We start from the raw sequence: 13,534 nt of genomic DNA on the forward strand, positions 1-13,534 counted from the left end.
AAAGTATGGTCAAAAGTATGGTCAAAAAAAACCCCATAATTTACAAAAAAGCTCCATCCCTTGCCACACAAGAGATAGAGCAGTTTATTTATTAAGCTTCTTGAGCTACTGGATAAACAGACACTTGTTTTTTGTTACGGCCTTTACGTTCGAAACGTACTACGCCATCAACTTTTGCAAATAAAGTGTCGTCTCCACCGATACCCACGTTTACACCTGGATAGATTTTTGTACCGCGTTGACGATAAAGAATTGATCCACCTGTAACTGTTTGTCCATCAGCGCGTTTAGCACCTAGACGTTTTGATTCTGAGTCACGGCCGTTAGATGTAGAACCGCCACCTTTTTTGTGGGCAAATAATTGTAGATTCATAGATAACAACATGGTCTGCACCTCCTATTTATCATTGATTGTTTTAATTTGGATATATTCTGAGTTTTCAGCTTCTATTGATTGTAAACCTAATAAAAGATTTTCTAATAGAATCTCAGCAATATTGTTTTGTTCTTGTGTCATTCCTGAAGTGACTTCGGTATAAAGATAACCGCCTTCTTCTTCATTCATTTCAACAATCGGTTCAAAACCGGCTAATGAGGCAATCCCGTTGACAGTGCTGATCGCTAACGCAGAAACACCTGCACAAACGATATCACTTCCATAAGGACCAGCATCAGCATGCCCGGTCAAAGTGAATGAAACGATCTGACCTGCGTCATTTCGCTTAAATGTTCCTTTGATCATATATAGGCCTTCTTTCTCAAACGCTGATTAAGCGTTGATCGCGTCGATAACCACTTTTGTATATGGTTGACGATGACCTTGTTTGCGGTGTGAATGTTTTTTAGGTTTGTATTTGAAAGTAACGACTTTCTTTTGTTTGCCGTGTTTTTCAACAGTACCTTCAACAGTTGCACCTGCAACAGTTGGAGCGCCTACTTTTGTAGATTCGCCACCTACTAAGATAACTTCGTCAAAAACAACTTTTTCTCCTGCTTCAACGTCAAGTTTTTCAACATAGATTGCTTGTCCAACTTCAACTTTTACTTGTTTACCACCAGTTTTAATAATTGCGTACATGCTATAAAGCACCTCCTTCTGATATACTTAGACTCGCCATCCGAAGTGACAGCATCTGCTGTGCTTATTACTTGTTCTGAGCGGTTGTAGCTGTGGAGTCCACAATTACAACAGTACTAGCTTACCAGAACAGCCGCTGTTCGTCAACTAAATTTAAAGTCAAAAAATGAAATAAAGATTTAAACAATCGTGCTCCTGCTTTTCTTTCCTCTTCGTTTCTGCCAAATAAAATAGTCGCATTGCGTTTCTTTTCTTCTTATAATAAAAGAAAAAGGAGGAGCACAAATGGAATACCCAACAGAATTGATACTAGAGGCTTCTTTAAGGATGAACGGCCGTCCTGTAGAAGGGTTTGTCGCTGGGCAAGGACCTCTTCATCCTAAATTAATGTTTGTAGGAGAAGCCCCAGGAAAAACAGAGATTGATACACACATCCCTTTTAGCGGACAAGCTGGAAAAGAATTGATGCAGGCACTTTCTTCCACTGGTTTAACACGAGAAGATGTCTATATCACCAGTGCTGTACGGAGTCGCCCGTATCGCGTGACCCATCGGATCAATAAACGGACACAACAGACAGAAACTGTTTATCCAAATCGTACACCTACGCGATCCGAAGTATTTGCACACGCACCGATACTGGATTACGAACTGATGGAAGTCCAGCCAAAATTAATTGCGACACTTGGAAATATCGGCCTGCAACGATTACTTGGTAAAGAATATACTGTTACCAAAAACCATGGTCAACTCTATACAGGTCCCGTCTTACAGCTAACAAAACAAAAAGATGCCTACGAATGGTCAGAAAAAAACTACCGTATCCTTCCACTTTTTCATCCAGCAGCTATTTTCTATAATCGTTCCCTTGTACCTGTTATCCATCAAGATTGGCAAGTACTAGCTTCACTTTTACAACAAGATTAAAAAGAACAGACAAGACGGTGAAATTGTTAGTTTACAGTCTTGTCTGTTCTTTTTCATTGTTTTAATGGCTCATTGCAGTATATTTCGCATGCAATGCTGTCAACGCATGGGCAACTGTTTGATGTTGATGTGTGGATGTATATTCCCATAAGTGAGAAAGTTGTTTTTCTACTTCCGGCTGCAAGGAAGTATAGATAATCGTTTGTCCTCTCTGTTCTGCTTTTTCTTGAAATTCATCAAAAACTGCGCGTGCCGTCAAATCAATACTTGGTACGCCACGCATGGAGAAGATGACACCGTCGTGATGGTTTAGTTCTTCCAATTTATTTTTTAGTTTCTCTGAAGACATGAAAAACAGCGGACCGCTAATGTACACTACTGTCCAATTATTCAGCTTTTCCGTTTCTGGCAGCCCTATTCTTTGCCAATCGATTGTTTCTAATGAAATCGTGATAGCCGCACTTTTTACAACAAAAAATACACAACCGCCGATAATCCCAATTACAATAGCAATACTTAAATCAAAGATCACTGTACAAATCATTGTAAGAACAAACAATAGAATAGCTGACCAATATTTATGAACAAATAGCTCCTTAATCGTTCTCCATTCATTCATACGCCAAGCCGTCACGATCAAAACACCTGCAAGTGCCGGCATCGGAATCTGTGACATCACTGGCGCAAAAACAAGCATGGAAAGCAACAAGACAACTGCATGGATCATGCCAGCTAATCTGGTTTGTGCGCCAGATTTGATGGCCACACTTGTACGAGCAATGGCTGCAGTAGCAGGAATCCCGCCAAAAAAAGGAAGCAATAGATTTCCCACCCCTTGTGCCACTAATTCTTGGTTACTGTCTAATGATTTATTTGCCATTCGACCAGCAGAAGCACCACATAATAAGCTCTCAATCATCCCTAACAGAGCAATGCTAATAGCCGGAACTGCTACTTGTTGCAAGGCAGAAAAGCTAAAATCTCCCAAGCCCAAGCGATTACTGCTGATCAATGTTTGTGGGATGTTACCAACAGTGGCTACTGGTAAATGACACAGTAGCGTAACTACTGTTGCTAAAATGATGGCTAACAGCGAACTAGGCATTCGTTTCGACCATTTTTTCGGATAGATGAACATCCCTAAAATGACTAGTCCTCCCATAATCAAAGATGCTATGTTTATTGGAAAACCTAGTGTTTGATAACTACTTAGCTTTTCAATAACATTTGTACCTTCCGAATGAACACCAAATAAATTATCGATCTGACCTAATGCAATAATAATAGCAATACCTGAAGTAAATCCTGTGATTACTGGTGCTGGGATAAAAGAAGTTAGTGTTCCTAATCGGAAAAGCCCTGCTACAAGTAAAAATAGACCAGCCAAAAAAGTAGCAAGCAACACACCTTGCATTCCCTTTGTTGCCGCAATAGACATTAGAATAGCTGCCATTGCGCCTGTCGGACCTGATATTTGATAAAAACCGCCTGATAAACCGCCAATAACGAGACCGGCAATGATAGCCGTAATCAAACCTGCGGACGCATCGGCTCCGCTTGATACCCCAAAAGCCAAGGCTAAAGGCAATGCTACAGCAGCTACTGTGATTCCAGCCAAAAGATCTTTCTGAAATCTTGAAAGATCATAACCTGAAAATTCTTTTTTTAGTGATAAAACATAATTTTTGAACACCTATCTAACTCCTTTTCATGAAATTTTCTAAAATACCATTCATTAGAATAGCATATTTCATGAGATAAAGTAATATTTTTCACAAAGTTTCTTGTCCAATAAATCCTTGTTTTTCTACATTTAGAAGAAAATAGAAAGCAAGGCCAGCAGAGCTAACCCACCTTGTTTTAGTAAAATCCAACGATCGCTAGTCAGACTTCCATACAATGCAACAATAAAAATTGATAGCAACAGCATACTTGTAATTTCTTTAGGTGCGGAAGAAAGGTAAGCTCCGTAAAGTAGTCCAACTCCTAATAGTCCATTGTATACTCCTTGATTCTTAAATAATGTTTGAACAGATTTTCTGCTTAATTCTTCTTTATTCATTTTAAAAACTCTGCTTGTCGTATCGGAATCAGTTCTTACTGTTTCGATGTACATGATATAAAAAAATTCGATGGCCACTAGAGTGACTAAAAATTTTGATAACATTGACATATTTGCTTCCTCTTTCTGATGGATTTTATTTTTACTTCCTATAATTATACTAGATAAAGATGTTTTTTTTATTTTATTTGCCTTTGAAAACAAACAATATTGGCACAAAAAACAAAGAAAAACCGTTAGAAACTGAGGTTTCTAACGGTTTTTTAGCGTCACAGGAGGGATTCGAACCCCCGACCGTCCGCTTAGAAGGCGGATGCTCTATCCAGCTGAGCTACTATGACAGGAATCAGCGGAACATCAATAATTATAGATAATTAAATTGCTTCTGTCAATACGAAATAGTTATTTAATTAGCAAATAGCCAATTATTTTAATTCAACTACCAAATCAATCCTTTGAAAAGACACATTCGATTCCATCTATTCTAAGGTTATCAGTCGAAAACAGGAGTTGCACTGTCTTCATGCTTACTCCTGTTTATTTCAATCTATTCACTATTTCCTTCAGTTGTTTTACAAATACAGTCTCTTTCACATCAAATTTAGATGGATTTCTTGATATAATCAATCACTTACTGATTGTCATAATCATGTATCACAAATCGATTTCTTCTGATTCTTTTGTCATTAAGATTACACCATCGCCTAATGGTAAGATGGTCGATGTCAAATCAGGATGGTTCATCACGACACGAAGGAATTCATTTAATTTACGATGGATAGCTCGTTTGCCACGAGGAATCTCTTCATCAGGGAGCAAGATCGTCCCTCCTTGGAAAATATCATCTACCATCAAAACGCCACCTTTTCGTAACAAACGCAAACATTCAGGTAAAAATTCAATATATTTTGATTTTGCACTATCCATAAAAATAAAGTCATATGGACCAGACAACTCAGGCAAAATATCTGCGGCTTGCCCTTCAAGCAAGGTTACTTTATCTGTCAATCCTAGACGTTCATAGTTTTTTTTCGCTTTCTCGATCATGACATCGAAACGATCAATGGTCGTAACATGAGCGTTTTCTCCGATTGTTGTCGCCATGACACTTGATGAAAAACCGATAGCTGCACCGATCTCTAAGATTCGTTCAGGCTGAATTTGTCCAAGTAAAAATTTCAAAAATACAACTGTTTCGTGGGGAATAACCGGTACTTCTGCTACATGAGCTTCTTCTTCCAATTTGCCTAGCTCACCCGGTAATTTTTTTTGCTGGGTACGCATAAAGTCCAATAGTTCTTCTTTGACTACAGGACGATGCATCATTTCATTGCGCATACTACTCCTCCTCTTTACACATTATACGAACAACTAGCTAAATCTACAAGCTGTATTAGTGTTTTCCGTATCACTCGTTCAGAAGAGTAGTGGTATCTCTTGAATATATTTGTCTTTTTCAACATTCTCACAAAAATTTCTGTGTTCGTCTCCGCTTCTTCTTCAACTCTACAAAAGTATTCCAAGCTGTGATTCCTGTTAAGCAAAAAGCAATCGTAAAGAATAACCCCTGGATCCATGCAAATGCTGTTTTTGAAAGGACCAGACCAATATATGGAATCTGGAAGATTGGACTACCGATAATATTTCTCTTTTTTACTACTCCAGGCTCGATATAAGTCCGTGTGTCAGCTTTTGTATAAAAGTCGTTGTAGTTGTTTTCAATGGCTATTACGCGACGTGTCGAGATTTTTTTACCTGAATTTTCATAATATGTAATAATATCTCCGACTAAAATCTCATCTGTATTTTTTGGTCGTACATATATCAGATTTCCTTGTGCATAATATGGGTTCATTTCTCTATCCTCAATAATGTAAGGAGTCAATCCAAAAATTCGAGGAACCAAGACGACGAGAAGAATAAGTATTAAAAATATAATCAGTGTTACAGAACTAACAAAAGTTATTTTTTTATAATCAGGCATCGTTTTCAGCTCCTTTCTTTCTTCAATCCTTCTTAATCATATAATAACGATAAATTTTTTTCAAATTATAACTGTAAAAACACATTTTTATGACAACGACGTTTTTTGATTCTATTTCCTCATCTTTATCTCATTTTTTATTATAAATAATTGACGATAGTTAAAAAAACGTTTACCCTAAAATTACAAGTTTTAGAAAGGAATACCTTTATGGCTTTTTTTAATAACATATATAATAAAAAAGAATCTTTCTATATGCGCATAAAATGGAGCATAATAATTATATTATCAGTGTTATTTTTAGCAGGGATTGCTTATTTCTTCTATTTTATCTTCTCTCCTGCTAATAGTAATCAAATGAAAGAAATAAAAGATTCATGGGTTTTCTATTCAAAAGATGATCCTGATTTTAAGTTTGACAGCAAGTACACTCGTACGATTCCTACCGTAGACAAAGACGAAACATTTATTATGGAAACGACACTTGAGAAACCGTTGAACGAAGCAAATTTACTAATCAAAGGAAATCATCAATGGATTACTGTGTATCTAAACGGAAACATTTTATACCAACGGGAAGATTACGACGCAGAAAGCAACCCTGGACTATCACTGGCTGTGATAGATTTACCATCAGATTACATCGGAAAAAAATTGATGATCTCTGTCTCATCTCCTTATCAGAACTACGCTGGGTTACCGCCGAAAGTCTATCTGGGTACAACTGGTCCGTTAATCGGTTTTATCTATTCTCAATCAGTACCACAAGTATTAACGATGATCATTGCAGTTTTCATTGCTATTGGGACGTTTATCTATACTATCTACTTGATGTACAAACAAAAACGGCTTGAATACTCGCTGATTATCTTAAGCTGCTTTGCTTTGGCATTAGGATTTGAAGCTGTTTCAGAAGATATTTTAAGTGGCATCCTTTTTGAACCATTCGTTCACTCTTTTTTATCTCATTTATTTATTATCCTAACCTCGTCTTTCATTATCTGCTATTATTGGAGCCGGATGATTTATTATAAAAAATGGTATGGGATTTTTTGTATAATCCAACTTTCGATCTTTTCTGGTGTTCTGCTTTATGCAGCTTTTACTTCTGCTGAACTTCCTGAATTGATGCCAATTGCTAATATAGCTAGTGTTATCAGTACTCTAGTCACTTCGCTTACCTGCATTGGTGAAGCATATAAGAACAATCGTTTTTATGTAGTTTGTACACCTTGGATCGTCTTGGTTGCCATTATCCACTGCTTGATTTATATCCAAACAGCACTAGGTATTTATCAAACGACGATCAATTGGTCTACGATTTTATTCATTATTATTTTGATTGTTATTATCAGTTACAATCTGATTGACCACATTCTGAACACAGATAAAGACCGAAGACAAGTAGATTTCTTAAAAATCAAAAACGATTTGCTGGAACAGCATTATGAGCAACTGCGACAGCATATCCAAGAAGTAAATACGCTTCGTTTAGAATTTGTTCAGGAAATGGAAAATCTGCAAGACTTAATGCATACGGATCAAGTAAAAGCAAAAAAATATGTGGAAACAATCTTGGAAGAAGCAAAAAATTTTGAAATGCTGTGTTCTTTTTGCAATCATCAGATGACAAATCTGATTTTCGCGCGCTATCAACAGTTAGCTGATAAACGGAATATCCAGATCATCTTCGAAGCAGAACTTCCGGAGGAGCTTCCTATCAAAGATGATGATCTAGCCCACCTTTTGATTCATGCCCTAGAGCATTCCTTTAGAGAAACTCATGCCATCGAAAATCCGCTGTATCGAAAAATTCATTTGTCGATATATGAGCAAGAGAATCATTTCGTCATTTGTTGCGAACATAGTGCACGTTATGATACGAATATATTTAGTCGAGGTATCACAGAAGAATTAGATGATCAGGAACGCTTTGATTTGATGATGATGAAAGATGTGGCAGATCGTTACACTGGAACACTAACGCAGGAAAAAGATACATTGATTGATCGGATCACTGTTCAGCTTTCCCGAAATTACTCGAATTCTATATAAAAAAGCAGTGGAATCCAATACATAAGGATTCCGCTGCTTTTTGTTTTTAATAAAGTAAGGTAAGTAATTCTTCTGATTCTATCGCACCAAAATATTTTTTCACATCAATTTGGTCAACTATTTTTGATAGAGATTCTTTATCATATTTCTGTCCCACCAATTTTTTTTCGACATCAGAGATATCTCCTAGTCCGAAGAAATCACCAAAGATTTTTGCTTCTTTAATCATTCCTTCTGATACATTCAAGTGGACTTCGATCGAACCGATAGAGAAACGTTTTTGACGAGAGAAATTGAAATCTGGGGACTTTCCGTAATTCCAATCCCAATTTCGGTAATATTCTTCAGAGATTCGATTGATTTTTTTCCAATCTTCGTCGGTCAATTCGTATGTTTTTACTTCCTCTACTGATTCTACACCAAAAATTTTCAACAAGATTTCTTGACGAAATTCTTCCGTTGTCATTTTTTGTTTTTCTTCGGGAAGAAACGGTTTGATATTCGTCACACGAGAACGGATCGATTTGATTCCTTTTGATTCGATTTTGTCTTTTTTTACTTTTAATGCATTGACTACTTCATTGATATCAGAGTCGAACATGATCGTTCCATGAGCAAACATCCGGCCGTTGGTAGCATACATCGCATTACCGGAAAATTTCATACCATCAATGACTAAATCATTTCGGCCTTTCAACTCAGCCCCGGCAACACCCAATTCATGAAGTGCTTGGATGATTGGTTGTGTTACTTTCGCAAAATCACGGAAGGAATCACCATCATCAGGCATAATAAAACTAAAGTTCAAGTTCCCAAAATCATGGTAGACAGCTCCGCCTCCACTTAGACGGCGGACCACATGAATACCATGTTCTTCCACATAATCTCGATTGATTTCTTCAATCGTGTTCTGATTCCTACCGATGATGATTGAAGGTTCATTGATATAAAAGAGCAAAATGGGTTCATCTAATGGCATTTCTTGCAACAAGTATTGTTCAATTGCTAAATTGATTCTTGGGTCGTGGTTTTCATTTGGTACAAAAATCATGTTCTTCCTCCTAAATGTCAAACACTTTGTCAACTGCAGCAAGTTCTACATCTATCCCTTTACCTGCTGCTTTTTGCGCTTCATTTTTCAATTGTTCTAAGTCGCCAAACTGAGGTAGATGGGTAAGTACAAGTTTCTTTACGTTAGCTGATTTCGCCAGTTCTCCAGCTTCTTTTGAAGTGAAATGTGCATGATGATGTTCATTTCCTTCAAATAGATAGGTATCTGCTAGAAACAAATCAGCCTCTTTCGCAAAATCAGCGAAACTTTCCAAATAACCTGAATCTCCTGTAAATACGAATACTTTCCCCGTTGCTTCTTCTACGATTCGCATGGCGTAACATACTACTGGATGGATTGTTTCCATAAAAGTAATCAGAAAAGGACCAATTTTTAATTCTTCGGCTTCAAAATAAGGATGTCCTTTTGAGACATTCGCCATCGTCAATTCTTCAAAGTGGACAGAATCTTTTGTGTGCCCGTAAATTGAAAGCAATGTCTCCGGATCTCTCTTGGGATGAAGTTGCCAGTAATACTGTAATACACCAAGGTCAGCAATATGATCATGATGATAATGGCTAAGGATCACAGCATCCAAATCAAGTGGATCAAGATGTTCTTGTAATTTGATGAGCGTAGCACTACCTGCATCAATCAACAAGTTGAAACCGTCAGATTGAAGTAAATAACCTGTTGTCCCTTGATTTTTATAAGGATACGCCCCTAAGCAGCCTAAAACAGTTAATTTCATCATATATTCCCCCTCAAAGATTTATCCTACCACAAAAGTTATTTTTCTAATGAATAAACTGCTTACAGATTAAGCAAAATAGGCTTCTGGACCACCTTTTTCAATCCGTGCTTGTTCATAAAATTCTGCAACTGATACATTCACATAAACGATGACCCACAAAAGACCGATGAATAAAGCGATTGCCCCTAACAAATACCAGCCGATAAAAGATAGTTGCAACAAAATATACGTACCGATTCTATCTTTCAATAAGAACCAGCCATATTTTAAGCATTGTACGACCGACAAATCAGGATAGTCGAACTTCGTCCATGCAGCAAATTGGAACAATCCGCCAACGATGCTCATGATAAGTGCTGAAACAAAAATCATCCCTACCGTTGATAAAACAAAGCTGATATCAAGAAAATCTCCTGGCATGACATCCGTAGGTACCGTACTTGAATTGAAAAGCAACTGCGTATAAGCACTCACTCCGCTGATTAAAAACATGGGCAGAAAGATCAAACTGTTGAGCAACCAGTTGATGATTGAATTAATCAAATTGATGACAAGTATCGAACCAAAATATTTTTTTTGGAAAACTGAAAATAGAAGATTGCTTTTTGGTCTGCCACCTCGTACAACTACTAACGCAATATAAAACAATGCATAGTTGAATGCGAATAACAGCAAATTATCGATTAGAAAACTCAATAGGTTTTGCTGCATGCTTTCTTCCGTAAAAGGACTGAAACCGTCAAAAAAATTCTGTATGACGCTCGTGAACAATATGGATAAGAAAACAAGCCAAGCATTGATTCCCCATTGATTCTCCAAAGAAGCTCGCGCTTTTTTTCGATATTCAGAAATAGGTATTTTATTATTCATTATTCATAACTCCGGATTTTTTCAACTGTTTCACTATCAAGTCGTTTCACTAACTCAGTAACTAGCTTCACTGTATTCAAATAATCATCTTCATGGATCACTGATGTGTGGGAATGCAAATAACGAACAGGAACAGTAATGGCTACAGAAGGAACGCCGTCTCTTGTCAAATGCATTTGTCCTGCATCCGTTCCACCGCCAGAGATCACTGTATATTGGAATGGGATAGCCATTTCCTCTGCTACATCGATAACGAAATTCAATAATTTTTTGTGCGGAATCATCGATGCATCAAAAATCAAAATCTGTGGACCTTTTCCTAAAACCGAATCTGCTTCTTTTGGTGTCATTCCTGGAGTATCACCTGCTGTACCAGTATCTAAAGCAAAAGCAATATCCGGATTTACAAGGTGCGTGCTTGTTCGAGCGCCTCGCAAGCCCACTTCTTCTTGCACATCGCTTCCTGCAAATAAAACATTTGGATGTGCTTCTTTAGATAGATTCTCCAATACTCGCAAAGAAACAGCTGTCCCTATCCGATTATCCCATGCTTTTGCCAGTAAATACTTACTGCCGTTCATTCGTTTATATTCAATATATGGGGTGACCATATCTCCCGGACGTATGCCCCACTCTTTGGCTTCTTCTTGGTTTGATGCACCGATATCAATAAACATATCTTTGATTTCATATGGTTTATTTCTTACTTGAGGTGTTAAAACATGCGGTGGCTTTGAACCAATTACCCCGTGAATGATTTTTCCTTCTCGTGTTTTGATTTCAACTTGCTGAGCAAGCATCACTTGTCCCCACCAGCCTCCAAGTGTTTGGAATTCCAAGAAGCCTTTTTCGGTTATTTTTGTTACCATAAAACCAACTTCGTCCATATGACCAGAAATAAAGACTTTTGGTCCTCCGCCAGCGCCATGCTTTGCAATCACACTGCCTAATCCGTCATAAAAAATATCATCAGCGAATGGTTTAGCATATTCTCTGAATACTTCTCTTACCTCTTCTTCATTCCCAGGTACTCCTTTTGCAGAAGTCAAATCAATTAGTAGCTGTTCTTCTTTTGTATCCAAATGTTTTCCCCCATTTCTATATTCATATTGTGATTATACCATTGCTTTTGTTTTTTGTTCAGGCTAACTTGGTATTTTTACTGTTTATTTCAGAATATTCTAAAATAAATAAAACAGGCAGATATCCTCCACCTGTTTTATTTATTTTAATCGTAGTTTATCTGGTACTTGTTGTTGCCAAGCTTTGCTGAAAAAAGCATCATCGAGCTGGTACCTACTAGGAAGCTGGTTTTCTTCTAAGAACGGTCTAATCTGTTGATCTGCGGCTAGCCAGCCTTTCCACCCTAAATGGATCGTATCTTCCATAAAATAATTGGTACCAGCTTGATTGACAAAATCAGCTATTCGATTGAATCCTTGGCTATTTAATTGAAATTTGATTTTTTTGGCAAATCCTTGTAGCATTTCTTGAGATAGTCCGGTATAATCGCTCCATTTCTCGTTAACCGGTGGAATGATAAACAACACTTCATTATGATTTTTTGCTAATTGATCCAAGATTAGCTGAAAATCAGAAAATTCTGGTGAAAAACGATAATCCCAATCTTTTTGTGACTGTTTGAGTTCTGGCTCGTGGGATCGGATACGATGTGTGTAAAAATCGTTTTTCAAACCAAATGGATTATTTGTCGTTTCTTGTTTTCCAATCTTATCTGCCAAAATGGATAATTCTGTTTCTTGATAGTGATCTGGTAATCGTTTTGATTCATGATCGATTTTTTGCTGACGATCTTTCAAACCGATATCACTGAATATCTCATCCTCACGCTTCAACATGTTCCATTGGCTGTGCAACTGATCCAAAGATTCAGGTAAAGGTAACTTTCCTTCTTTAATCGTTTGTAGAATTTCTGTCAGCGTATCGTTCTCTTTTACTTTTGAAAAAGTTAATAGTCTTCTAGCTAAATAACGATCAGCTGATGTGACTTTTTTCAATGAGAACAACCAATCATAGGTCTGAAGTTCAGAATAGTAAGTGTTGAAATAATCTGTTTTTACACCATCTTTTACAAACCATTGAGGCGAGATAATAAACACCACTTTTTTGTTTTTCAAATCATCCCCTGCAGATCGCATCATCATATATTGACTTAATGATTGTGTTCCCGGCGCTCCTAGCAAGAAAGGACGATAACCTCTATCATATTTTTCAGCCAAAACAGACGGATGGAATGGACTGATCCTGCTTAATTCACTCGACCCAAAAAAGGGGATATATTGTTTTTCAGACAAAGCTTTATTTTTTATTGCATCGCCCTTTAGTACATTTGCTGACATAGATGAAGACGCTCGCTTGATTACTTCCGGGTTATCAATATTTACTCGATAGGAAGAAGTGAAAAATAGGGCAAGCAGACCAAAAGCGAGAACAACAGGTCCAAAAATAGCAAAGAGTTTCTTTTTCATACTCAACCCTTCAATGCAGTTGCTTGTTGAATGATTTTATTCGGTGTGCACCAATCCTCCCGCTCGAATTCAGAGACTGGGACTTGGATATCCAACTCTCCGTCTAGCTCGACTAATAATTGCACAGATGCTAAAGAATCAAGCAAACCTTCATCAAATAGATCAATATCACGATTTTTTCTTACTTCATCTGTTCCTGTTATTTCTTCTAAGATTGATAAAATTTGTTCTTCCATTTTCCTTTTCTCCTTTGTTATATAAATT

Annotated in this window: 15 protein-coding genes, 1 tRNA gene and 1 other annotated feature; of the genes, 2 read left to right on the forward strand and 14 right to left on the reverse strand. The window is 37.2% G+C overall.

Annotated elements, in window-relative coordinates; all coding sequences use genetic code 11:
* Nucleotides 1–91 precede the first annotated feature (91 nt).
* Genes rpmA through rplU form a run of 3 tightly spaced genes read right to left on the reverse strand, consistent with a single transcriptional unit; the run spans nt 92 to nt 1,078 of the window.
* Nucleotides 92–385, reverse strand: a complete 294-nt coding sequence (gene rpmA, locus FTX43_RS01360; protein WP_002289452.1) for a 50S ribosomal protein L27 — start codon at nt 383–385, stop codon at nt 92–94.
* A gap of 12 nt (nt 386–397) precedes the next feature.
* Entirely contained in the window at nt 398–742 is a 345-nt protein-coding gene (locus FTX43_RS01365) for a ribosomal-processing cysteine protease Prp (RefSeq protein WP_002289451.1), read from the reverse strand.
* A 27-nt stretch (nt 743–769) separates the two neighbouring features.
* The gene (gene rplU, locus FTX43_RS01370) at nt 770–1,078 is read right to left on the reverse strand and encodes a 50S ribosomal protein L21 (RefSeq protein ID WP_002289450.1); all 309 of its coding nucleotides are present in this window, start codon (nt 1,076–1,078) and stop codon (nt 770–772) included.
* Between the two features lie 19 nt (nt 1,079–1,097).
* Nucleotides 1,098–1,174 (reverse strand) — a sequence feature (ribosomal protein L21 leader region).
* Between the two features lie 189 nt (nt 1,175–1,363).
* On the opposite strand from rplU, the gene FTX43_RS01375 reads away from it, so the two are divergent.
* Nucleotides 1,364–2,005: a uracil-DNA glycosylase gene (locus FTX43_RS01375; RefSeq protein WP_002344043.1), complete on the forward strand. Its 642-nt coding sequence runs from the start codon at nt 1,364–1,366 to the stop codon at nt 2,003–2,005.
* 61 nt (nt 2,006–2,066) lie between these two features.
* On the opposite strand, the gene FTX43_RS01380 is transcribed toward FTX43_RS01375, so the two are convergent.
* The 5 genes from FTX43_RS01380 to FTX43_RS01400 form a co-directional block, all read right to left on the reverse strand.
* The gene (locus FTX43_RS01380; protein WP_002314221.1) at nt 2,067–3,698 is read right to left on the reverse strand and encodes a SulP family inorganic anion transporter; all 1,632 of its coding nucleotides are present in this window, start codon (nt 3,696–3,698) and stop codon (nt 2,067–2,069) included.
* 120 nt (nt 3,699–3,818) lie between these two features.
* Entirely contained in the window at nt 3,819–4,178 is a 360-nt protein-coding gene (locus tag FTX43_RS01385) for a DUF1304 domain-containing protein (protein WP_002310256.1), read from the reverse strand.
* A 156-nt stretch (nt 4,179–4,334) separates the two neighbouring features.
* Nucleotides 4,335–4,408 (reverse strand) — tRNA-Arg (locus FTX43_RS01390).
* Nucleotides 4,409–4,721: 313 nt separating this feature from the next.
* Nucleotides 4,722–5,405 carry an O-methyltransferase gene (locus FTX43_RS01395; protein WP_002310254.1) on the reverse strand — a complete coding sequence of 228 codons (684 nt, stop codon included), beginning with the start codon at nt 5,403–5,405 and terminating at the stop codon, nt 4,722–4,724.
* A gap of 127 nt (nt 5,406–5,532) precedes the next feature.
* Nucleotides 5,533–6,051 carry a signal peptidase I gene (locus FTX43_RS01400; protein ID WP_002292363.1) on the reverse strand — a complete coding sequence of 173 codons (519 nt, stop codon included), beginning with the start codon at nt 6,049–6,051 and terminating at the stop codon, nt 5,533–5,535.
* 210 nt (nt 6,052–6,261) lie between these two features.
* Here FTX43_RS01400 and FTX43_RS01405 point away from each other — a divergent pair, with 210 nt between their 5' ends.
* Complete coding sequence (locus FTX43_RS01405; protein ID WP_147606672.1) at nt 6,262–8,106, forward strand: hypothetical protein; 1,845 nt, start codon at nt 6,262–6,264, stop codon at nt 8,104–8,106.
* Nucleotides 8,107–8,152: 46 nt separating this feature from the next.
* Here FTX43_RS01405 and FTX43_RS01410 read toward each other — a convergent pair whose 3' ends face one another.
* From FTX43_RS01410 to dltC, 6 genes are all read right to left on the reverse strand, one after another.
* On the reverse strand, nt 8,153–9,157 hold the full coding sequence (locus FTX43_RS01410; protein WP_002310251.1) for a lipoate--protein ligase: 1,005 nt from the start codon (nt 9,155–9,157) through the stop codon (nt 8,153–8,155).
* Between the two features lie 10 nt (nt 9,158–9,167).
* Nucleotides 9,168–9,908 carry an MBL fold metallo-hydrolase gene (locus FTX43_RS01415; protein ID WP_025477114.1) on the reverse strand — a complete coding sequence of 247 codons (741 nt, stop codon included), beginning with the start codon at nt 9,906–9,908 and terminating at the stop codon, nt 9,168–9,170.
* A gap of 69 nt (nt 9,909–9,977) precedes the next feature.
* On the reverse strand, nt 9,978–10,781 hold the full coding sequence (locus FTX43_RS01420; protein WP_002335415.1) for a DUF975 family protein: 804 nt from the start codon (nt 10,779–10,781) through the stop codon (nt 9,978–9,980).
* Nucleotides 10,781–11,863, reverse strand: a complete 1,083-nt coding sequence (locus FTX43_RS01425; protein WP_002310248.1) for a M42 family metallopeptidase — start codon at nt 11,861–11,863, stop codon at nt 10,781–10,783. The genes FTX43_RS01420 and FTX43_RS01425 overlap by 1 nt, the downstream gene beginning before the upstream one ends.
* Before the next feature lie 141 nt (nt 11,864–12,004).
* Nucleotides 12,005–13,270 carry a D-alanyl-lipoteichoic acid biosynthesis protein DltD gene (gene dltD / locus FTX43_RS01430; protein ID WP_147606674.1) on the reverse strand — a complete coding sequence of 422 codons (1,266 nt, stop codon included), beginning with the start codon at nt 13,268–13,270 and terminating at the stop codon, nt 12,005–12,007.
* 2 nt (nt 13,271–13,272) lie between these two features.
* Nucleotides 13,273–13,506: a D-alanine--poly(phosphoribitol) ligase subunit DltC gene (dltC, locus tag FTX43_RS01435; RefSeq protein ID WP_002310246.1), complete on the reverse strand. Its 234-nt coding sequence runs from the start codon at nt 13,504–13,506 to the stop codon at nt 13,273–13,275.
* Nucleotides 13,507–13,534: the final 28 nt, after the last annotated feature.

It is taken from the genome of Enterococcus sp. DA9, assembly GCF_008000875.1.
In the GTDB taxonomy this organism is placed as follows: domain Bacteria; phylum Bacillota; class Bacilli; order Lactobacillales; family Enterococcaceae; genus Enterococcus_B; species Enterococcus_B lactis.